Origin of the sequence: Acinetobacter towneri (assembly GCF_017498585.1) — a bacterium.
Taxonomy (GTDB): Bacteria; Pseudomonadota; Gammaproteobacteria; order Pseudomonadales; family Moraxellaceae; genus Acinetobacter; species Acinetobacter towneri.
In genome coordinates, this window is record NZ_CP071766.1 from 1,213,747 (window position 1) to 1,235,935 (window position 22,189).

Below are 22,189 nucleotides of genomic sequence, written 5' to 3' on the forward strand. Positions count from 1 at the left end.
ATCTGATATGTCTTTCTTTGCATTGGGTGTCAACCATCAAACCGCCTCTGTAGAGTTGCGCGAGCAAATTGCATTTAACCCAGAAAAGTTAAGTGCCTTACTTGCTGAGCAAAGCCAACATCCCGAACTGAATGATTTGGTGGTGGTGTCTACCTGCAACCGTACCGAAGTCTACGCCATGTCTGAACATCCAGAACAGGTGTTGGATTGGCTTGCACACGTCAATGGTATTGATGCGAAGCAATTGAGTCGTCATGTTTATCGTTATGAAAATGCACAGGCGGTGTCGCATTTAATGCGCGTAGCCAGTGGGCTAGATTCACTCATGTTGGGTGAGCCGCAAATTTTAGGTCAGGTCAAAACTGCGCTGTCTTTAGCCAAAGACTCACATACGGTTTCGCAACAACTCAACCGAATTTTTGAATATGCGTTTTATGCTGCCAAACGGGTACGTTCAGAAACTGCCGTAGGCAGCCATGCCGTGTCTATGGGTTATGCGGTTGCGCAACTGGCGTTACAAGTATTTAGCCATCCTGAAAAACTAACCGTGATGGTGGTGGCAGCAGGCGAAATGAATAGCCTTGTAGCGAAGCATTTAGCTGAGATGGGCGTCGCTAAAATTTTAATTTGTAACCGTACCCGCGCCCGCGCCGAAACTTTGGCACAAGAAATTGCGCATCGGGTTGAAGTTGAAATTATTGAATTTGATCAGTTAGCAGCCAATTTACACCGCGCTGATGTAATTTCAAGCTGTACGGGTAGTTTGCATCAGGTGATTGCTTATCCTGAAGTGAAAGCAGCGTTAAAGAAACGTCGCTATCAGCAAATGTTGTTGGTCGATTTGGCCGTACCACGTGATATTGATCCTAAAATTGAAAATTTGGATGGCGTGTATTTGTACGGGGTCGATGACCTGCAAAGCGTGATTGATGAAAACTTGGCGCAGCGTCGTCAGGCGGCTGTGGAAGCAGAGCTAATGGTCAATCAGCTTGTGACTGAGTTGGTGACCCATCAAAAAGTTCAGCAAGCAGGTGCGACCATTCATGCTTACCGTGAACATGGCGAAAGCTTGCGTCAGGAAGAATTAAATTTGGCGATGGCGCGTATTGCCAAAGGTGAAGATGCTGCACAAGTTATGCAAGAATTTTCCTATCGTTTAACCCAAAAACTGCTGCATCCAACTTCTATTTTATTGCGTGAAGCAGCCAAAGGTGATGAGCCTGAATGTTTTGAGTTTATGCAGGAAAATTTAGCAGCGACTGCCAAACATCGTCGCAAATAAGCAAGATTAACGTGATTCACAAAAAAGATTTTTGATGATACAAACTTAATCTAATCAGATCGCTTATTCCTCTAACAAGGTCAGCGATCTTTTTTTATCAATTTCATAAATTTGATGTTTCAAGCGCTTCATTTCTTCAATGCTGCTGAATTTTTTGGAGCGAATTTTTTGCTGTAAGCAGTCGTATTGCAATTTGGTCGAAAAATCCTGCGCCAATTTATCGACGTGTTCAGGAGAAGTCGTGTAATCACTGACATTGGCTTGTTGTAAAATGCGCTGTAATTCATAGTGATACGCTGAGCATGCACCCAAAATATAATATTTGGCTTGTTCAGGATCATCGGGTAGATCATCAAAAATAGTATTTAAAATATTTAAGATTTGGTGTAGCAGATGATCATTTGGAATCAGCGCACGTAACGGTTCAAAGTGAATATACAAATACGGGTGATTGATTAGAATCGCAATCACATATTCTTCGGCATCGACTTTGGTGCTAAAACTCAAAGATGCATCGTTATTGGTCTGTGCCTGCCATTTACGGTTAAAGCCTAACTTTTCACGGAAAAACTGTTGCAGCAAATAGCGATAAGAACCCGTTTTGGGCAAAAGTTCGGTCAACTGCCGCAGTTCACCCATGACCTGACTTTTGCCTTCAGGGGTACTGATATTATGGTTTTGGGTGAGATGCGCAAAGACAAAATCTGATAGCAAAGGTGCTTGATCTAATAAACGTCGGAAATTTTCGATGCCTTCACGACGAATAAGTGAGTCAGGGTCGTGCTCATTGGGTAAAACAAAGAACTTCAGTTCACGTCCATCATTGAGCAAAGGCAGTGCAATTTCCAGTGTACGACGTGCGGCTTTTTGACCTGCGGCATCGCCATCAAACGCGATGGTAATGCGGTTGTTTTGGCGGAATAGAATGTTTAAATGATCGGTATTACTGGCTGTACCGAGTGTCGCTACAGCACCATGAATGCCGTATTGCTGCAAGGCAATCACATCCATATAGCCTTCGACCATTAAATAATCTTGGGCTTTTTGTTTGCGACCTTCATATAAACCATAGAGCAATTGGTTTTTATGAAACACTTCCGAATCGGGCGAGTTGATGTATTTGGGTTTGATTTCATCATTAAGTGCGCGACCACCAAAGCCGACCACACGTCCTTTGCTGTCACGGATTGGAAAAATCACCCGATCACGTAATAAATCGAAGTCACGTCCCTTGTCACTGGTACGAATTAAGCCTAGCAGTTTTAAACCTGCAATGTCTTGCGGAAAGGCTTTTTCTAAATGTTGCCAGTCTTCAGGTGCATAGCCTAAACGCCAGAATTGCAGGGTTTGTGCAGTTAAACCACGTTTTTGAAAATACTGTTGCGCGGCAGGGCTGTGCGGCAATTGCTGCTCATAATATTGCGCTATATTTTCTAGCAAGTCGTATAAGTTGCCTTCTTGTGCAGGTGTGTCCTGCATGGTGTCCCATTGCTCAAAACCTGCAAACGGGTCGGCATTGTTTTGAAATTCCGAGTTCTGAAATTCCGAGTTTGCGTATTCAGCACTTTGAAACTCGGCAAAAGGATCAAAGTCGATGCCAGAAGCTTCAAAAGTATGTTCGCTTGATGTGGTTTGAGCTGCAGAAGTTTCATTCTGGTCTTTTGCTGTTGGTTTGGGTTGAGCTATCGGTGTTGGCTTTTTGGCTTCACGTTTATAAGAGAGTTTTTTATTGTCGTGCTGATCTTTTGGGAGTTCGATGCCTGTTTGACTGGCCAAGTCTTTCATGACATCTACAAAATTGCGGTTATCAATATCCATTAAAAAACGGATGGCGTTACCATTTGCCTGACAGCCAAAGCAATGATAATACTGCTTGTCACGGTAAACGTGAAAAGACGGGGTTTTTTCCTGATGGAACGGGCAGCAGCCCGAATAGGTACGACCAGTTTTTTTTAATTTCACGCGCTGACTAATCAGATCGACAATATCAGTGCGATCTAAAATTTGATCAATCGTGTGCTGTGGAATGGCCATACGGTTTTGTCTGTTATCTCTTGGTAGTGAAAGGTTCGCCGAACAGGTTGAATACATCAGACTGTGCTGATTGACTCAATGAGTATTCTCTTTTGTATCTTTTTCTAGGACAGGAAACAAGCCCATAAAAGAACAAAGGGCAAGTATCATAACTTGCCCTTTGCATTTTTCAAAACTGAAAAATCAGTCGGAATGGTTTTATTCAGTGCTGTCGTTTTGAGATTTTGGACGATCGAGCAAGCCAAAACTCAAACGGTTGGTGAGGCTGCGTGATGGCTCTGCTTGTGCTTTAGTATCTGACTGTTGTGTTTCAGTGCTGCTTTGCGCTTCACGTCCGAAAATACCCAAAGTTGCACGGTTAATCCAGCTTGCGTCATGACGGGCAGCACGTAAATTCACGCTACCATCTGCTTTAACCAAATTTGGATAGTTCAGTTTCAACACATCAATATATTGCTGAGCTGTGGCTTGATCGCCCAGTTTGCCATAACCATAAGCCACCGTTGCCAATGCTTCTGGAATTTGTGGAGTTTGCGGATAATGCTCAACTACCCACAATGAACGCTCTACTGCAGCCACCCATGCTTTACGTTTAATGTTATAACGTGCTGCATTCATTTCGGCTTCTGCCAGTTCCTGACCAATAAACTGCATACGCTGTGCAGCATCTACCGCATAAGTGCTTGATGGATAGCGACGGATAAAATCGACAAAGTTTTGATACGCTAGTTTTAAATAGCTGACATCACGGTGTGATTGCTTGAGCGAGGTATAACGCAACAAACCATCATAGTTTTGTTCCATATTCGCCACACCACGTACATAGTAGGCATAATCGGCTTTAGGATGCTGCGGGTTCATGCGGATGAAACGATCTGCAACAGCAATTGCGCCTTCATAATCTTTTTGCTGGAATTTTGCATACAACAATTCAAGCTGCGCCTGCTGTGCATAATCACCCGTTGGGTAATAGGTTTCTAAAGCTTCAAGATGCTTAACGGCATCGGTGTATTGACCACGATCCAGTGCTTTTTCTGCTTTTTCAATATAAACCTGTTCGCTAGATTGCGGACCAGTATCGACCACTTCTTTTTTTGGATTGCTGCTACAGCCCACAATTGCAGACGCAACGCCGAGTGAAAGAGCAAGCATTGTTATTTTATAACGTGGTAGCGACATAAAAATTCCTCTGTTAATACGGGCAATGAGCTACAATTGCGCTATTAAACCACTTTTGTCTGAATGAGCAAATGAGTCAAGCACAATCTACCCATTCCAATTTACCTGAAACTGAGTTCAATTTACTTGAAGATGCTGAGGATGCAGATAACCATACTTCAGACTCAACTGCAACACGTTTATCGTTGCAATTTCAATTGGATGACAGCCACTTAGGACTACGCATCGACCAAGTTGCAGCCATCATTTGGAGTGAATTTTCACGTGAAAAGCTAAAACAGTGGCTCAAAGACGGTCATTTGTTGGTAAATGGTAACACGGTCAAACCTAAATATAAGTGTGAAGGTGATGAGCTTCTTACCCTAGAAGTCGAGCTTGAAGCGCAAACCCGCAGCCTACCTGAAGATATTCCACTGGATATTATTTATGAAGATGATGACATCATGGTGATTAATAAACCTGTGGGCATGGTGGTGCATCCGGGGGCGGGAAATAGCTCTGGAACTCTGGTAAATGCCTTGCTGCATCATTATCCAAAATCGGCAGAGTTAACTCGTGCAGGTTTGGTGCATCGTATTGATAAAGATACTTCGGGTTTGCTGGTGGTTGCCAAAAATCTGGAAGCACAGTTTGCCTTGACCAAGCAACTGGCGAAAAAGTCAGTTTATCGTTTATACGACTTGGTGGTGTACGGCAACATGATTGCGGGAGGCACTGTCGATGAGCCGATTAAACGCCATCCTGTAGATCGAGTGAAAATGGCTGTTTTGCCGGGCGGCAAAGACGCCGTCACACATTACAATGTTAAAGAACGCTTTCAGCATTTCACTCGTGTTCAGGCGCGTTTGGAAACTGGACGTACTCATCAAATTCGTGTGCATCTAAGTTATATTGGTTATGGTTTGGTTGGCGATCCTGTTTATACGCCACGTGTACGTGTGCCAGCAGGCGCATCGGCATTATTAAACGATACCTTGCGTAACTTTAAACGTCAGGCCTTACATGCCGTCAAACTCGGTTTGGTGCATCCACGTACTCAAGAAGAAATGATGTTTGAAGCGCCGTGGCCTGAAGACTTTAAACAATTGGTAGACGTGTTACGCAGTGAAAATGCTGCCTATTAATTGTTGCATAGACAGCATTAACAAGATCAACTCAGATACGGCAATGCCAGAAAACGACTAAGGATAGATTTATGCAATTTGTTCAAGGATTACCTGCAGGTGTGTATGTTGGGCAAACCCGCATACAACATGTGCAAGCTTTAGCGACAGACTGTGCCGATGTATCTGGTTTTAATCTGGCGCTGCATGTGCAGGATGATGCATGGCGTGTGCAGCAGCATCGTATGAGTTTACTGGCAGAGTTTGCTGAATATGGGGTCGATAAAATGACGTGGATGACGCAAACACATAGCGTGTTGTGTCAGACCATTAATGAGCAAATCACTTGTGAAGCTTTAGAAGGCGATGGTTTGGTCACTCAGCGTAAAGCGCATGCTTTAATGATGATGACCGCAGACTGTTTACCTGTGGTTTTGGGCAATGCCGAAGGCACTGAGGTTGCGAATCTGCATGCAGGCTGGCGTGGTCTTGCCAACGGTATTATCGAAAACACCATCGTCGAAATGCAAAGTGCTCCAACATGGGCGTGGTTGGGTGCGGCTATTAGTCAGCCGTGTTTTGAAGTTGGGGCTGAGGTGAAACAGGCATTTTGCGATAAATATCCTGAATTAGACACGGCTTTTATTGCAGGGCAGCAGCAAGGTAAATATCTTGCTGACTTGTATGCGATCGCGCGTTTTATTTTGCAGCAGCATGGTGTTACAACGGTCTTGGGCGGTGATCAGTGCTCGTATCAACAAGCCGATGATTACTATTCTTACCGCCGTCAAGCACGTACAGGACGTATGGCAACATTCGTGTTTATGCAGGCTTAGTGTTAAACTTGACTTAATTATTTGGTTTTAAACATTCTCATGTCAGTGACTCATTCAACATCTTCTTGCGCTGCTATTCGTGTGGCGGTGGTTTATCACAGTCCTTATGGTCATACTGCTAAGGTGGCACAGCATATTGCACAAGGTGCTGCGCAAATGGATGCTCAGGTGACTTTGATGGATGTGGCTGAAATTGAATGGGATAGCCTAGATCAAGCCGATATTATCATTATGGGCTGTCCAACTTATATGGGCAGCATTACTTCGGCTTTAAAACAGTTTATGGAGCAATCGTCTAAGCGTTGGTTGGCCAGAACTTGGCAGGGCAAACTGGCGGCAGGTTTTACCAATGGCGGTGGTTTAAGTGGCGATAAACTGGCGGTGCTGCAACAAATTAATTTATTTGCGATGCAGCATGGCATGTTGTGGTCAGGTTTACCGTTTATGCCGACAGGGCGTAGTCCACACGATATTAACCGCATGTCGAGCTTTTTGGGTTTAATGACGCAGTCTGATAATGCCAGTGTTGAAGTTACGCCACCCGAAGGTGATTTGGAAACTGCAGTCAAATTTGGTAAATATTTGGTGGAATTAAAACTTAAAGACTAAGCATTTTTAGTTTTAAAACTTCCATAAAAAATGCTCGATGTTGATCTCGAGCATTTTTTATGGGCGGAATGTGCAAAATTATTTGTGCATCAAACGTGCTTTATCACGCTGCCAATCGCGGTCTTTTTCAGAAGCGCGTTTATCGTGCAATTGTTTACCTTTCACCAAAGCAATTTCAAGCTTCGCTAAAGGGCCTTTCCAATAACATGCTAAAGGTACGCAAGAATAACCTTTTTGATTGACTGCACCCATCAACTTTTCAATTTCACGTCGTGAAAGTAAGAGTTTGCGGGTACGGGTCGCTTCAGGCACTACATGCGTTGAAGCCGACAAGAGTGGTTGAATTTGTGCACCAAATAAAAAGGCTTCATTGTCACGAAACAGGATATAACTTTCGGTAATAGTCATACGTCCTGCGCGCAAAGATTTGACTTCCCAACCTTGCAAAGAAAGTCCTGCTTCAAATTTTTCTTCAATAAAATAATCGTGGCGTGCACGTTTATTCTGTGCAATTGTTCCGCCCGTATTTTTTTTAACTACAGTTAGCTTCGCCATATTCAATTACTTCCAAACTTATGACTATTGTGCCTCAAACCAAGGCTTGCTGACAAATCAAAATCATCACAACTGTTGGCTAAACTGCTTTGATATTTCATAATTTGGTAGACTTTAGTTCACTAAAATTTTTTGTATTTGTTAAACTAACTTTGACAAAACCAACTAGAGCATAATGGATGTCTAAAACTCGCGTAATTTATCCGGGCACCTTTGACCCGATTACTAATGGTCATATTGACTTGGTGACACGTGCTGCAAAAATGTTTGATGAAGTCGTGGTCGCAATTGCCATTGGACATCATAAAAATCCAATTTTTACTTTGGAAGAACGTGTGGAATTGGCACAGGCATCTTTAAAGCATTTGCCTAATGTTGAATTTGTCGGATTTGATGGTTTATTGGTTAATTTTTTCCGTGAGCAAAATGCGACTGCAGTTTTGCGTGGTTTGCGTGCTGTTTCAGATTTTGAATACGAATTTCAGTTGGCAAATATGAACCGTCAATTAGATGCGAAATATGAAGCGGTATTTCTGACTCCTTCAGAGCAATATTCATTTATTTCTTCTACATTAGTTCGTGAAATTGCACGCTTAAAAGGTGATGTGACTAAATTTGTTGCACCTGTTGTGGTCGAAGCCTTTGAGCGTAAATTACGACAAGGTTGGTAGCGTGTCTTTATATATTACCGATGAATGTATTAACTGTGATGTCTGTGAACCTGTATGCCCAAATGAGGCAATTTATATGGGTGAGCTGATTTATGAGATTAATCCAGCATTATGTACTGAATGTGTAGGACATCACGAGCAGCCGCAGTGTCAGTTATTTTGCCCAGTCGATTGTATTCCGCTCGATCCAGAGCATGTAGAAACACAGGAACAATTGCTGGAAAAATATAAAAAACTGATTGCTCAAAAAAGCGCAAGCAATTAACTTATAATTTTGCTAAGATGCGCCTTCGAAGTGAACCAGACGATCGCTGCTGTGGAGGTCTCCGTGACTGAAACAGGGGAGGAAAGTCCGGGCTTCATAGGGCAGGGTGCCAGGTAACGCCTGGGCGGCGTGAGCCGACGGAAAGTGCAGCAGAGAGTAGACCGCCTTCGTATGGTTTCTTTTTCGGAAGAAATTGAAGGTAAGGGTGAAAGGGTGCGGTAAGAGCGCACCGCATGGCTGGTAACAGTTCATGGCATGGTAAACCCCACCAGAAGCAAGACCAAATAGGAATCCTGAGGTACGGCCCGTACTGGATTCGGGTAGGTCGCTTGAGCGTATGAGTGATTGTACGCCTAGAGGAATGATCGTTCTCGACAGAACCCGGCTTATCGGTTCACTTCACCAAATTTTAAGCAATTGATGCGTGATAAGGCTTGACGTTACCTAGATTACAGCAGATAATGCGCGCACAGTTTTTGGCTATGTAGCTCAGTTGGTTAGAGCACCGCACTCATAATGCGGGGGTCACAGGTTCAAGTCCCGTCATAGCCACCATTTTTCAGACCACGTTCACTAACGTGGTCTTTTTTTGTTTAAAATTTGTCTGTGCAATCTATTTGAGCTGTATCCAGTTGAATCTGCATTTGTAGGTTTTGAATCTGTTGCCAATTGGCTTGTTGATCAGAGTGAGCAAAAATTTTGGCATCGACCTGATTTAATTTTTTTAGCGAAATGTGTTGTGATGCACAATAACGCCCTACAGCACGCTCATAAGCCAGTTGTTGCTGCGCTGCAGCATTCAGTTGATGCGCCGTTAAAATCTTTTGCTGTCCTTTGGCATAAGCAACCAAAACACGTCGGTCTGCGATGCTATAACTCATTTTAGAATTGATAAATTGCGCAACATCACGCCGTACGCCGTTGTAATCTACAAAAACAGGTGAAACCAAAGCGCAGGAACTTAAGCCAACAACAAGGCTACTCAGTATTATAGACTTCAAGATCATGGTTGAATTTATTCTCTTTTTTCTGTGTGACTTGATATAGATTTTGCTGCAAATATTTAAGAATCTCCGTAAGAAAATAGTAATTTGATTAAAATTAAACAAATTGCACTGTTTTTGCTTAAACTGTGAGCGTTTGTAAATTAAAATACTTGACGATGCAGGGCTAAGTTTAGATAATGCGCACACAGTTTATGGCTATGTAGCTCAGTTGGTTAGAGCACCGCACTCATAATGCGGGGGTCACAGGTTCAAGTCCCGTCATAGCCACCATTTTTATAGACTAAGCTCTCAGCTTGGTCTTTTTTTATGTCAAAATTTTAGGCTACTTTTTGCAGCATTGGTTTAATGGCAGGTACAAAAAAACCAAGCCGTAGCTTGGTTTTTTATATCTTTGTTTAAGCAATGCTTTAGCGTTAAATCCCTGCTTTCCAACCATTGACGAGCGGATAGCGACGTTCACGACCAAAAGCGCGTGAACTAATACGTGGTCCTAATGCACCTTGGCGACGCTTGTACTCGTTGCGATCAACCAATTGAATGACTTTCTCGACCATCGCGCGTTCAAAGCCTTTGCTAATGATGTCTTCTTGGCTCTGATCTTCTTCAATATACGCATACAAAATCGCATCGAGCACTTCGTATGGTGGTAAAGAATCTTGGTCTTTTTGGTCAGGACGTAATTCTGCTGAAGGTGGGCGCGTGATCACACGCTCAGGAATCACAGGAGTATCGGCAATACTGTTACGGTATTTAGCCAGTTCAAACACAATGGTTTTGTACACATCTTTGAGTACCGCATAACCACCGACCATATCGCCATAAAGCGTGCAATAGCCAACTGCTAACTCAGATTTGTTACCTGTAGAAAGCACGAGGTTACCAAACTTATTCGACAGACCCATTAAGATTGTGCCGCGGGCACGGGCTTGTAGATTTTCTTCTGTGGTATCGCTAGGGCTGTTACCAAAGAAAGGATACAGCGTTTGCATAAAGCTATTTACGATCGGGTGAATTTCGGCAATACCAAAAGTCACGCCTAAAGTTTTGGCTTGCTCTGCAGCATCTTCCACACTAATTTGCGCGGTATAAGTGTACGGCATCATTACCGCTTGTACCTTATCTGCACCAATTGCATCAACCGCAATAGCAAGAGTGAGCGCTGAATCAATTCCGCCCGACAAGCCAAGAATTACACCAGGGAAGCCAGAGCGTTGCACGTAGTCACGGGTTGCGAGCACTAAACCTTGATAGATTTCTGCAAGGGTGTCTAAAGCTGGGCTAATTTCGGCAGTTTTAAAGTGCTTCTGTGCAGCGTCATATTCTGCGTAGAATAAACCTTCTTGGTAGGTTGGGGCTTGTAATGCAACATTGCCTGCTTGGTTAATCACAAAGCTCGTACCATCGAAGATTAAATCATCTTGACCGCCAACTTGGTTTACATACACCACATTGAGATGTAATTGTTTTGCCAGTTCGGTCATGGTCTGTACACGATGCTGCGGTTTACCCACTTCATAAGGCGATGCGTTCAAGACCAATGCAGTTTCTACATTCAACTGTGCCAATTGCTGCACGGTTGGCAAAGACCATAAATCTTCGCAAATCAAAACGCCAAATTTATGACCAAGGTATTCAAAAACTAAGTGTTGATGACCTTCATCAAAATAGCGTTTTTCATCAAATACAGCATAATTTGGTAAATTTTGCTTGTTGTAAATACCTAAGATGTTGCCATCTTTCATGACGGCAGCCGAGTTAAAGCGCTGACCATCTTCAGTTTCATTGACAAAGCCGAAAACTAAAACAATATCTTTAATTTCACGTAATTGTTCAAATGCTTGTTGTGTGCGTTGATTCAAGCTTGGGCGCAGTAATAAATCTTCTGCAGGGTAGCCCAAAATTGAAAGTTCAGGAAAAATAATCAAATCTGCATGTTGTTTTTTCGCTTCATTTGCTTGTTCAAGCATTTTTTGCGCGTTTGCTTCGAGATTGCCAATGTGTGGAGAGAACTGTGCAAGGGCAATTTTAAAAGATTTCATTTAAATTAAGTCCTATTCCTATAGGTGTAGAATACACGTAAGTGGCTGATGATTATTGTTATAAAAATTTCAGCGTAGTGTATTGTGGATTAAACGACTGCCGAAAGGCACAAATAAAAACCATTTATTATCTAACAGATAAAGATCTTATTTTGCAGTGCAAAAATGGAGACTTTTGCTATTTTATCTTAATTTAGAATAGATGCTAGCATCGAATACACTTTATTGTCTTGTCTGCAAGAATATCATTGAAATGTGACAGAATTTTTATGCTATTTATTTGAAAAGCATTATATTTTTAGGTTGTATGATGCATGTGTTTTTCGTGAAATAAGCATGTACCAAGATGAGTGAGCTAAGTCGAGCGGTGCGGGCTGTTTAAAATAATATTGTCTATTTTTTTAAGAAAAATATCTTTGGCAATTTCACCTTGTTGCTCAATGTTGTAAGCAAAAAAAGGTTTCGCTTCAATTAAGCGATAATGATATGGATTGTAACGCTTAAAACTCAAAAAATACGCGGTTTGCAATACCGCACCACGCAGTAAGACATTGATGTGATGTTGATGCTGTAAAATGTGCGCCATCTCATGAATAAAGATCGCTTGATAGCCACGGTGTGCTTGGCTGTAGTCGGCTAGATAATGCCGATTACGCACATGAATATAGCCACAGGGGGCCATAAAAATGTGCTGTGGCTGCCAAGGCAAATAAGGATGGTTCATGACTTTGACTTGGCTGTAGTCAATCAGATTGCCAAACACAGATTGGCACAACTGTATTTCCATTGCAGTTAGGCTTCGACATCTAAACTGATCTAGTTTGAGCAGTCGCATCAATAAGCTGAGAATGAATAAATGCAGTTGTAGCATGGAAATGAGTCGTAAGTGGCAGACATCAAAAATATAGCCTAAATCCGCAATGATCTAAATTTTATTTTACGTTTTGGTTGTGGTTTAGGACAAACCAAACAGAAATGAGTTTGGTGAGCTAAATAAAAGCAATAAAAAAACCACCCGAAGGTGGTTTTTTTGTCGTGTCGTTTTACACGCTACAACGCAGACCGAATTAACGGTTGATGTCGCGTTGAGTGTGGCCAGTGTAAAGCTGACGAGGACGACCGATTTTGTAAGGACCGCTGTGCATTTCTAACCAGTGGCTGATCCAACCAACTGTACGTGCAAGTGCGAAAATTACAGTAAACATTTCTGTTGGGATACCAATCGCTTTAAGGATGATACCTGAGTAGAAGTCTACGTTAGGGTATAAGTTACGCTTGATGAAGTATTCATCAGATAACGCAATACGCTCAAGTTCCATTGCAAGAGCGAGTTGTGGATCGTTGATACCTAAGTCGTTAAGTACTTCGTCACAAGTTTGCTTCATTACAGTTGCACGTGGGTCATGGTTTTTATAAACGCGGTGACCAAAGCCCATAAGTTTAACTTCTTTAGTCTTCACTTTTTCCATGAACTCAGCAACGTGTTCTACAGAGCCGATTTCATCAAGCATCTTAAGAACAGCTTCGTTCGCACCACCGTGAGCAGGACCCCAAAGTGCAGAAATACCTGCAGAGATACATGCGTATGGGTTAGCGCCAGTAGAACCAGCTAAACGTACAGTTGAAGTAGACGCGTTTTGTTCGTGGTCAGCGTGAAGCGTGAAAATACGATCCATTGCGCGAGCGTGAACAGGGTTTACTTTGTAATCACGGTCTGCTGGTGTAGCAAACATCATGTACAAGAAGTTTTCTGCGTAGCTTAAGTCGTTACGTGGGTAAACAAATGGTTGACCAACAGTGTACTTGTAGCTCCAAGCCGCTAAAGTAGGAATCTTCGCGATTAAACGAATCGCTGTGATTTCACGGTGGTTAACATCTTCGATGTCTAAGTTGTTGTGATAGAACGCAGATAACGCACCAACAACACCTACCATGATTGCCATAGGGTGAGCGTCACGACGGAAACCGTTATAGAAACGTTTTACTTGGTCGTGAACCATAGTGTGGTTACGAACTTTAGCGTCAAAATCAGCTTTTTGTTCTGCAGTTGGAAGCTCGCCATTTAATAATAAGTAGCAAGTTTCTAAGTAGTCAGCTTTAGTCGCTAATTGGTCAATTGGGTAACCACGGTGTAAAAGAATACCTTTGTTACCATCAATGAACGTAATTTTAGACTCGCAAGACGCTGTTGCCATAAAACCAGGATCAAAAGTAAAGTGACCTGCCGCCAACACATCCTTAACGTCAATTACATCTGGGCCTAATGTGCCGCTGTAAATTGGTAATTCAATTTCTTTTCCATCAAGCTGTAATACGGCTTTTTTGCCAGTTGCTTCAGACATTCAATAGATCTCCTGTCCTGGTGAATGTTGATCTGACTCGAAGTATCAATCTTTTAATGCGCAAGTCAGACGGATTAAAAATTAGCTCTAAGATTAGAGAGTACTGAAATTTTGTCAATTATACTTATGGATTAAGCAGACGACTGTTTATAGAAAAAGCCGAAAAAATTCCAGTAAAAAAATCAATAAAATCACAGCACAGCCGCCGTATCATAAGTCAAAATTTGTCGGATGTGCAGAAAAAAATCATCAATACGGATTAATTGTAAGCAATTTTAAATACTAGTTTTGATGTGCTATTTCTTTAGCAGGATTCAGTCCAATACTTAAATTTATCTAATTCTCATAACTTACACGTTTTTACATACACGGTAGGGTGGTCAGATTGTTTGTAATAGGCAGTAAGTCTGGTATTTAAATTCGATATTGATTGATCAAAAAATGACTGATTAAACTCCTGAAAATAGCCATGATCCATCATATTTTGAGTGGGAAATGATGAAATCTTTGTGAATAAAGCGCGGTTATTTATCCATACAGATACAAAAAATACTGGATAAGTCATTCATTCGCATGATGATTATCATTTTTAATATTTATTTAGGTGTGGTGTTTAAAGTAAATATAAGTTGTATAAATAGATTGAGGTATGTGCCGACATTAAAGTTTAATCCATGATCAGGTGTACCTTGACCAAAGCAAAGTGATGGGCTGTCTGGATCTAAGAGTCTTGTGTTGTGGTTGTAAATTGCTGCAAACAGTGGAGTACACACATATATAGTGCTGCTACTTATATATAAGTATGTGAAAACCCGAAGAACATCTGAAAAACAAAGTACAAATTTATCTTTAGTCTAAATATTCTAAAGCCACTGATTGTGTCATCAAGAGTTTTCACTTTAATAATTTATTTAAAAACATAGATTTATGTTTGATTGTGTGGTTGTGGATGGTAATTGGTTTGTCTTTATACTTGTTAATGATTCTTATTTAAGGGTTTTTTAGCCAAAAAGCCGAGTAGAGTTGTTTGTATTTTAACAGTTGACGTTTTATAATTCAGTGTCGTTTTAAGGTTAGGCATGAATTTGCCTAACAATGCCAGCTTTCCTTCGAATTTATTCCAACAAACTCCGGATGGAGTTTTTACTTACAGGATGCCCGCTGTGAAAAGCAACAGACCTGTCAATTTGTCCATGGGTCAAGTTTTAGAAGTAAACTTAAAATCGCCCGTGGCTATTGCATCAATTCTACACCGTCTTTCTGGTGTCATCGTATTTTTACTCGTACCGGTACTTTTATGGTTGTTAGACAAGTCATTGTCTTCACCTGAAGGTTTTGCTCAAGTTCAAGAAATTTTTAACGGTTTCTTTGTACGCTTTATCGTATGGGTATTTGTAGCCGGCTTAATTTATCACTTCATTGCTGGTATTAAGCACTTACTTGCTGACCTTGGTTTTGCAGAAGAACTGCAAAGCGGTCGCATTGCAGCTACTATTTCATTGATCTTGTCTGCAATTGGTATCGTTGCAGCATTTGTATGGATTGTAATCTAATGAAAAGTGCTACAGGTTTAACGGGTTCAGGTTCTCGCGATTGGTATATCCAACGTGTTAGTGCTGTAGTTCTTGCTGTTTATACCGTTGTGGTATTTGGTTGGATTCTTCTTAACGGTGGATTCAACTTTGAACAGTGGTACGGCTTTATGATGACATTACCAATGAAGATTATGTCTTTATTGGCAGTCTTATCTCTTGTTGCACACGCTTGGATTGGCATGTGGCAAGTATTCACTGACTATGTGACTACTCGTCAAATGGGTCCTTCAGCTTCAGGTTTACGCCTAGTGCTGACTTCAGCAGTGATTATTGCTGTTTTTGCATACGCAATCTGGGCTATCCAGATTTTCTGGGCGAATTGATAGGAAAATATCATGGGCGCGATTAACCCTAAAGAAGATTATACAAATATTCCACACCAATTTTTTGACGCAGTCATCGTTGGTGGTGGTGGTTCAGGTATGCGTGCATCTTACCAGCTTGCTCAAGCGGGTTTGAAAGTTGCGGTACTGACCAAAGTATTCCCAACACGTTCGCACACTGTTGCGGCGCAAGGTGGTATTGGTGCATCTCTTGGTAACATGCAAGAAGATAACTGGCACTACCACTTTTATGACACAGTAAAAGGTTCTGACTGGTTAGGCGACCAAGACGCGATCGAGTTCATGACGCGTGAAGCGCCACAAGTGGTTTATGAATTAGAACACTTGGGTATGCCATTTGACCGTAACGCAGACGGTACAATTTACCAACGTCCATTCGGTGGTCACTCTGCAAACTACGGTGAAAAAGCAGTTCCACGTGCATGTGCTGCAGCTGACCGTACAGGTCACGCACTTCTTCACACGCTTTATCAAAGCAACGTGAAAATGGGTACTCAATTCTTCGTAGAATGGATTGCTCTTGATTTGATCCGTAACGAAGCTGGCGATGTACTAGGTGTGACTGCAATTGACCAAGAAACAGGTAAAATCGCAGTATTCCAAGCGAAAGCGACATTGTTTGCTACAGGTGGTGCAGGTCGTGTGTACCGTGCATCTACAAACGCATATATCAATACTGGTGACGGTCTTGGTATGGCTGCGCGTGCAGGTATTCCATTACAAGATATGGAATTCTGGCAGTTCCACCCAACAGGTGTTGCGGGCGCGGGCGTATTGTTAACGGAAGGCTGTCGTGGTGAGGGTGGTATCCTTCGTAACGATTCAGGCGAACCGTTCATGGAGCGTTATGCACCAACTTTGAAAGACTTGGCGCCACGTGACTTCGTATCACGTTCTATGGACCAAGAAATTAAAGAAGGTCGTGGTTGTGGTCCAAACAAAGACTACATCTTGCTTGATATGACGCACTTAGGTGCAGACACAATCATGAAGCGTCTTCCATCTGTATTTGAGATTGGTAAGAAATTCGCGAACGTTGACTGTACTAAAGAGCCAATTCCTGTTGTGCCTACAATCCATTACCAAATGGGTGGTATTCCAACCAATATTCATGGTCAAGTGGTTGTTCCAGAAAGCCGTGAAACTCAAGAGTTGGTTGCGAACTACAACGCAGAAACTGATACATATACAACCAACGCGGGTGACCGTGACTTTGCTAAACCAGTAAAAGGTTTCTATGCAATTGGTGAGTGTTCATGTGTATCTGTACACGGTGCAAACCGTTTAGGTACAAACTCATTGCTTGACTTGGTTGTATTTGGTAAGGCTGCTGGTCAACACATCATTGAGTATGTGACTAAGCAACATGATGGTGAGTACGAACCACTTCCAACAACTGTACTTGAAAATACTGTGAACCGTATTCGTAAACTTGACGAATCGACTTCAGGTGAAAACGCTCAAGAAGTTGCTGATGCAATTCGTAACATCGTTCAAGACCACGCAGGTGTATTCCGTACTTCAGCATTGCTTGATGAAGGTGTGAAACAAATTCTTGCGCTTGAGCCACGTGTTCGCAACATTCATTTGAAAGACAAATCTAAAGTATTCAACACTGCACGTGTAGAAGCATTAGAAGTTGAAAACTTGTATGAAGTTGCTAAAGCGACACTAATCTCAGCTGCTGCACGTAAAGAATGTCGTGGTGCGCATACGGTTGTAGACTTTGAGTTACCACCAGATCACCCAACTTATTCTTATGGTCGTCGTGATGATGAGTGGATGAAGCATACTTTATGGTTCTCTACAGATAACCGTCTTGAGTACAAACCAGTACGTTACAAGCCGCTTACTGTAGCTGCTATTCCACCTAAACCACGTACATTCTAATTGGGAGAAGTAAGATGAGTAGAGGTACTCGTACATTTAATATCTACCGCTACGATCCTGATAAGGATAAAGCACCGTACATGCAAACTTTTAAGCTTGAATTGACTGATAAGCACCGTATGTTGCTTGATGCACTTCTTGAATTGAAAGTACAAGACGAATCTTTGACATTCCGTCGTTCATGTCGTGAAGGTATTTGTGGTTCTGATGGTGTAAACATCAATGGTAAAAACGGTTTAGCGTGTCTTTGGAACCTAAACGATTTACCAGAAGTGATCACAATTCGTCCACTTCCGGGTCTTCCTGTAATTAAAGACTTGGTTGTAGACATGAATCAGTTCTACGATCAGTATAACAAGATTCATCCGTTCTTGATCAACAACCAACCTGCGCCACCAAAAGAGCGTTTACAATCTCAAGAAGAGCGTGAACATCTTGATGGTTTGTATGAATGTATTCTTTGTGCATGTTGTTCAACTTCATGCCCATCATTCTGGTGGAACCCAGACAAGTTCTTGGGTCCTTCAGCGTTGTTGAATGCATACCGTTTCATTATTGATTCGCGTGATACAGCAACTCAAGAGCGTTTGGCTCGTCTTGACGACCCATTCTCTTTGTTCCGTTGTAAAGGTATTATGAACTGTGTATCTGTATGTCCTAAAGGCTTGAACCCAACTAAAGCAATCGGTCACATCCGTAACATGCTTTTAGATATGGCTGGCTAATAGACTGCGTGATCAGTTGAGAAAAGCACACCTAGGTGTGCTTTTTTTTGTGCCAAAATTACGATAAAAGTCGTGTGATAAGTTGCTTGTTTTTGATGAGTACATAAATGAAAAATGTTGCATGCAAAGAAGTGATTAAAAAGTGAGTATTTGATATTTTTTAGGTATAACTGTTGGATAAATAGACAAAAACAGCATTTAGCCGACTAAAGTTGCACACAATTGTAATCCAGTGCTGCTATTTTGTTGTAAAGCATGGGCAAATGCCAAGTTTAGCTGCAATATTTATTTTTAGATGTTATCATGTAACGTGTAAGTGAGAGGGCAGATTGAGAGATGTGCTCTCTTTTATTTTATCTGAAATAGCGGTGTTGGACTTTGGTCTAAATTGCATCTGTTTTTTAAATAAAGCACCATATATTAGATGAAAATAGAATCAGTGTATTTCGCCAATTTATAGGAGGTATGTGTCAAAAAAATCAATTGCATTTCTGAGATCATGTTACGATTAACAAATGACTATATCTGAAAAATGTTGAATTTTTGTACATTTTATCAACATTTTAAGTGCAAATGATGTGTTATTAAATCAGGACTATTGCAGAAAAGTCGTATTAGAAAAGCTAAGAGTGAGCACTTATTTTTTCTAAAACGATTTTGCAAAAAATTGCTCGGCTTGGGTCGAGTATATAAATGAGTGATGATGCCAATGAGGGCGTTATGATTCATAAATGACATTGGGTTTTCCTAATGTAGTGATAACGCCTCATGACATATGTCAACTGGGGACTAATGTCATGTTACCAATTTGACATTATCAATCATGGGTTTTGCTTAAAAAGCATCCTGGAAAATGTTTTTGCAATAGGAAATGGGTCCACAAATGCAAGAAGTTGCTGACGCACTGCGTCTTGACACTGAACTTTCCGCTGATAGTGCAGCGTATATTGAAGAACTTTACGAGCATTATTTGACGTCACCGGAATCAGTCGGTGCTGATTGGCGCGAATATTTCGATAAATTCCCGAAGGGTGATCAACCACACAGTAATGTACGTGAGCAATTCCTTTTATTAGGTCGTAATTCAAATCGCGTTCAAGCCATTGTTCAAGGTTCAGTGAGTTCTGAACATGAACAACGTCAAATTGGCGTGTTGCAACTGATTGCTGCTTACCGTAACCGTGGTCACCAAAAAGCAAAATTAGATCCACTAGGTTTGGCAAAACGTGAAGACGTGCCAGATCTTGATCTTGCTGCACATGGTTTAACCAAGTCTGATTTAGATACTGTTTTCCATACAGGTAATTTGGAAATTGGTAAGTCTGAAGCAACACTAGGCGAAATGGTTGATGCCATGCAGGCGATCTACTGCGGTTCAATTGGTGCAGAATACATGCACATTGTTGATACCAAAGAAAGACGCTGGATTCAACAACGCTTAGAAAGCGCACGTGGTAAGTTCACATTTACTGCAGATCAAAAGAAACACGTTCTTGAACGCTTAACAGCAGCTGAGGGTCTAGAAAAATATCTAGGTAATAAATACGTTGGTGCGAAACGCTTTGGTGTAGAAGGCGGTGAATCATTTATCCCTATGGTGAATGAAATCATTCAACGTGCGGGTGCTGTTGGCTGTAAAGAAGTCGTGATTGGCATGCCACACCGTGGTCGTTTGAACCTGCTTGTGAATATCATGGGTAAAAACCCAGCAGACCTATTTGGTGAGTTTGAAGGTAAGAGCTTGCATAAAAAAGGTTCTGGCGACGTAAAATATCACCAAGGTTTCTCATCTAACGTGATGACTCCGGGTGGTGAAGTGCACTTGGCACTTGCGTTTAACCCATCGCACTTAGAAATTGTTGGACCTGTGGTTGAAGGTTCTGTACGTGCGCGCCAAGTACGTCGTAAAGACATTGGTGGTGATGATGTATTGCCATTAATCGTTCACGGTGATGCCGCATTTGCAGGTCAAGGTGTTAACCAAGAAACCTTCCAAATGTCACAAACTCGCGGTTATACCGTAGGTGGTACAGTTCACATTGTGATTAACAACCAAGTTGGTTTCACAACATCTGACCCACGTGACGCACGTTCTACTGAATACTGTACTGACATTGCAAAAATGATTCAGGCGCCAATTTTCCACGTGAATGGCGATGATCCTGAAGCGGTGATTTTTGTATCTCAATTGGCACACGATTTCCGTCATACATTCCGTAAAGACGTTGTGATTGATTTGTTCTGCTACCGTCGTCGTGGTCACAACGAAGCTGACGAGCCAGCAGCAACTCAGCCAATGATGTATCAAGTGATCAACAAAAAGACTACAACACGTACTTTATATGCTGACCAATTGGTGCAAGAAGGTGTGTTGGATCGTGCTGCGGCAGATCAAATGGTTGAAGACTACCGTTCTGATTTAGAAGCGGGTAATCACGTTGCGAATGCGTTGGTACTTGAGCCAAATACCAAAATGTTTGTAGATTGGTCTCCGTACTTAGGTCACGATTATACAGACGTTTGGGATACGACTTTCCCTGTTGAGCGTTTGAAAGAACTTGGTCAAACCATGCGTAAACTTCCAGAAGGTTTCGTGATGCAGCGCCAAGTTGCCAAAGTGATTGACGATCGCTTGAAAATGCAAACAGGTGAAATGCCACTGAACTGGGGTGCAGCTGAAACTTTAGCTTATGCAACTTTGTTGGATGAAGGCTATTTAGTTCGTTTGACTGGTGAAGACGTAGGTCGTGGTACTTTCTCACACCGTCATGCGAAATTGCACAACCAAGTCGATGGTAAAACTTATATTCCGTTATGCCATATCAAAGAGAACCAACCACGTGTTGCAATCTACGACTCTTTATTGTCTGAAATGGCAGTATTGGCATTCGAATATGGTTATGCAACGACACTTCCAAAGAGCTTGATCATTTGGGAAGCACAATTTGGTGACTTCGCAAACTGTGCTCAAGTGGTGATTGACCAGTTCATCTCATCTGGCGAAACCAAATGGGAGCGTGTATGTGGTTTAACGATGCTTCTTCCACACGGTTTTGAAGGTCAAGGTCCTGAGCACTCATCTGCACGTTTAGAGCGTTTCTTACAGCTTTGTGCGGAAGAAAACATGCAAGTGATGACACCAACAACACCTGCACAGATTTTCCACGCTTTACGTCGTCAGGCGATTCGTCCAATCCGTAAGCCAATGATCATCATGTCGCCGAAGTCTTTACTTCGTCACAAGTTAGCAGTGTCTAACCTTGATGAGCTTGCAACTGGTACATTCCAGACTGTGATTGATGAAATTGACAACATCAACAAATCAGACGTGACGCGTTTGGTATTGTGTGGTGGTAAAGTGTATTACGACTTGCTTGAAAAGCGTCGTGAATTAGAATTGAACAATACTGCAATTGTTCGTATTGAACAGTTGTACCCATATCCAGAACAACGTCTTGCTGAAGTTCTTGCTTCTTATCCAAACGTAAAAGAATTAGTTTGGACTCAAGAAGAGCCGAAGAACCAAGGTGCTTGGTTATTCATCGCGCCACGTTTATATGATGACGTAATGAAAACTGGTAAACAGATTCGCATTAGTTATGCGGGTCGTGAAGCATCTGCAGCACCAGCGTGTGGTTCACCATATTTGCATGCAAAACAACAAGCTCAGCTCATCAATGACGCGCTTGCGATCGTAGCTGAATAACAGGAGA

18 protein-coding genes, 2 tRNA genes and 1 other RNA gene are annotated in these 22,189 nt (G+C 41.9%); 14 read left to right on the plus strand and 7 right to left on the minus strand.

The annotated features are described in order from the left end of the window. Nucleotides 1–7 precede the first annotated feature (7 nt). A complete protein-coding gene (gene hemA, locus J4G44_RS05810; RefSeq protein WP_179996888.1) occupies nucleotides 8–1,282 on the plus strand; it encodes a glutamyl-tRNA reductase in 1,275 nt (424 codons plus the stop codon). A gap of 63 nt (nucleotides 1,283–1,345) precedes the next feature. Here the strand turns inward: hemA and J4G44_RS05815 are convergent, their stop codons facing one another. Both J4G44_RS05815 and J4G44_RS05820 read right to left on the minus strand, forming a co-directional pair. Beyond that, nucleotides 1,346–3,316, minus strand: coding sequence for a DNA primase (locus J4G44_RS05815; protein ID WP_096901021.1), 1,971 nt, complete (start codon nucleotides 3,314–3,316; stop codon nucleotides 1,346–1,348). Nucleotides 3,317–3,514: 198 nt separating this feature from the next. Then, on the minus strand, nucleotides 3,515–4,495 hold the full coding sequence (locus J4G44_RS05820; protein ID WP_154320974.1) for an outer membrane protein assembly factor BamD: 981 nt from the start codon (nucleotides 4,493–4,495) through the stop codon (nucleotides 3,515–3,517). A gap of 71 nt (nucleotides 4,496–4,566) precedes the next feature. Here J4G44_RS05820 and rluD point away from each other — a divergent pair, with 71 nt between their 5' ends. The 3 genes from rluD to J4G44_RS05835 all read left to right on the plus strand — a co-directional run bounded on the left by rluD (nucleotide 4,567) and on the right by J4G44_RS05835 (nucleotide 7,043). Next, entirely contained in the window at nucleotides 4,567–5,619 is a 1,053-nt protein-coding gene (gene rluD / locus J4G44_RS05825; protein ID WP_004972212.1) for a 23S rRNA pseudouridine(1911/1915/1917) synthase RluD, read from the plus strand. Between the two features lie 71 nt (nucleotides 5,620–5,690). Then, nucleotides 5,691–6,434, plus strand: a complete 744-nt coding sequence (gene pgeF, locus J4G44_RS05830; protein WP_167845845.1) for a peptidoglycan editing factor PgeF — start codon at nucleotides 5,691–5,693, stop codon at nucleotides 6,432–6,434. A 39-nt stretch (nucleotides 6,435–6,473) separates the two neighbouring features. Continuing rightward, complete coding sequence (locus J4G44_RS05835; RefSeq protein ID WP_004972210.1) at nucleotides 6,474–7,043, plus strand: flavodoxin family protein; 570 nt, start codon at nucleotides 6,474–6,476, stop codon at nucleotides 7,041–7,043. 78 nt (nucleotides 7,044–7,121) lie between these two features. Here J4G44_RS05835 and smpB read toward each other — a convergent pair whose 3' ends face one another. Further along, on the minus strand, nucleotides 7,122–7,598 hold the full coding sequence (gene smpB, locus J4G44_RS05840; RefSeq protein WP_004972209.1) for an SsrA-binding protein SmpB: 477 nt from the start codon (nucleotides 7,596–7,598) through the stop codon (nucleotides 7,122–7,124). A gap of 179 nt (nucleotides 7,599–7,777) precedes the next feature. On the opposite strand from smpB, the gene coaD reads away from it, so the two are divergent. From coaD to J4G44_RS05860, 4 genes are all read left to right on the plus strand, one after another. Then, entirely contained in the window at nucleotides 7,778–8,269 is a 492-nt protein-coding gene (coaD, locus tag J4G44_RS05845; protein WP_004972207.1) for a pantetheine-phosphate adenylyltransferase, read from the plus strand. A 1-nt stretch (nucleotide 8,270) separates the two neighbouring features. Continuing rightward, complete coding sequence (locus J4G44_RS05850) at nucleotides 8,271–8,534, plus strand: YfhL family 4Fe-4S dicluster ferredoxin (RefSeq protein WP_004972206.1); 264 nt, start codon at nucleotides 8,271–8,273, stop codon at nucleotides 8,532–8,534. A 27-nt stretch (nucleotides 8,535–8,561) separates the two neighbouring features. Beyond that, nucleotides 8,562–8,939, plus strand: an RNA gene (gene rnpB, locus J4G44_RS05855) — RNase P RNA component class A. A 73-nt stretch (nucleotides 8,940–9,012) separates the two neighbouring features. Then, a tRNA-Met gene (locus J4G44_RS05860) sits at nucleotides 9,013–9,089 on the plus strand. Nucleotides 9,090–9,127: 38 nt separating this feature from the next. Here the strand turns inward: J4G44_RS05860 and J4G44_RS05865 are convergent. After that, on the minus strand, nucleotides 9,128–9,541 hold the full coding sequence (locus tag J4G44_RS05865) for a hypothetical protein (RefSeq protein ID WP_180061193.1): 414 nt from the start codon (nucleotides 9,539–9,541) through the stop codon (nucleotides 9,128–9,130). A gap of 193 nt (nucleotides 9,542–9,734) precedes the next feature. On the opposite strand from J4G44_RS05865, the gene J4G44_RS05870 reads away from it, so the two are divergent. Continuing rightward, nucleotides 9,735–9,811, plus strand: a tRNA-Met gene (locus J4G44_RS05870). Between the two features lie 143 nt (nucleotides 9,812–9,954). Here J4G44_RS05870 and J4G44_RS05875 read toward each other — a convergent pair. The 3 genes from J4G44_RS05875 to gltA all read right to left on the minus strand — a co-directional run bounded on the left by J4G44_RS05875 (nucleotide 9,955) and on the right by gltA (nucleotide 13,922). Next, a complete protein-coding gene (locus J4G44_RS05875; RefSeq protein WP_004972204.1) occupies nucleotides 9,955–11,580 on the minus strand; it encodes an NAD+ synthase in 1,626 nt (541 codons plus the stop codon). A 355-nt stretch (nucleotides 11,581–11,935) separates the two neighbouring features. Further along, on the minus strand, nucleotides 11,936–12,451 hold the full coding sequence (locus J4G44_RS05880; protein ID WP_004972203.1) for a hypothetical protein: 516 nt from the start codon (nucleotides 12,449–12,451) through the stop codon (nucleotides 11,936–11,938). A 196-nt stretch (nucleotides 12,452–12,647) separates the two neighbouring features. Continuing rightward, nucleotides 12,648–13,922, minus strand: a complete 1,275-nt coding sequence (gltA, locus tag J4G44_RS05885; protein WP_004972202.1) for a citrate synthase — start codon at nucleotides 13,920–13,922, stop codon at nucleotides 12,648–12,650. A 1,154-nt stretch (nucleotides 13,923–15,076) separates the two neighbouring features. Here gltA and sdhC point away from each other — a divergent pair. The 5 genes from sdhC to J4G44_RS05910 all read left to right on the plus strand — a co-directional run bounded on the left by sdhC (nucleotide 15,077) and on the right by J4G44_RS05910 (nucleotide 22,182). Further along, a complete protein-coding gene (gene sdhC, locus J4G44_RS05890) occupies nucleotides 15,077–15,475 on the plus strand; it encodes a succinate dehydrogenase, cytochrome b556 subunit (protein ID WP_143228670.1) in 399 nt (132 codons plus the stop codon). Continuing rightward, nucleotides 15,475–15,840, plus strand: coding sequence for a succinate dehydrogenase, hydrophobic membrane anchor protein (gene sdhD, locus J4G44_RS05895; protein ID WP_096901012.1), 366 nt, complete (start codon nucleotides 15,475–15,477; stop codon nucleotides 15,838–15,840). Before sdhC ends, sdhD begins: the two co-directional genes overlap by 1 nt. Nucleotides 15,841–15,852: 12 nt before the next feature. Further along, nucleotides 15,853–17,751 (plus strand): FAD-binding protein, encoded by a 1,899-nt coding sequence (locus J4G44_RS05900; protein ID WP_004972199.1) that lies wholly within the window; start codon nucleotides 15,853–15,855, stop codon nucleotides 17,749–17,751. A 14-nt stretch (nucleotides 17,752–17,765) separates the two neighbouring features. Continuing rightward, on the plus strand, nucleotides 17,766–18,476 hold the full coding sequence (locus J4G44_RS05905; RefSeq protein ID WP_004972196.1) for a succinate dehydrogenase iron-sulfur subunit: 711 nt from the start codon (nucleotides 17,766–17,768) through the stop codon (nucleotides 18,474–18,476). An 883-nt stretch (nucleotides 18,477–19,359) separates the two neighbouring features. Continuing rightward, nucleotides 19,360–22,182 carry a 2-oxoglutarate dehydrogenase E1 component gene (locus J4G44_RS05910; RefSeq protein ID WP_178866163.1) on the plus strand — a complete coding sequence of 941 codons (2,823 nt, stop codon included), beginning with the start codon at nucleotides 19,360–19,362 and terminating at the stop codon, nucleotides 22,180–22,182. The last annotated feature ends 7 nt before the right edge of the window (nucleotides 22,183–22,189 follow it).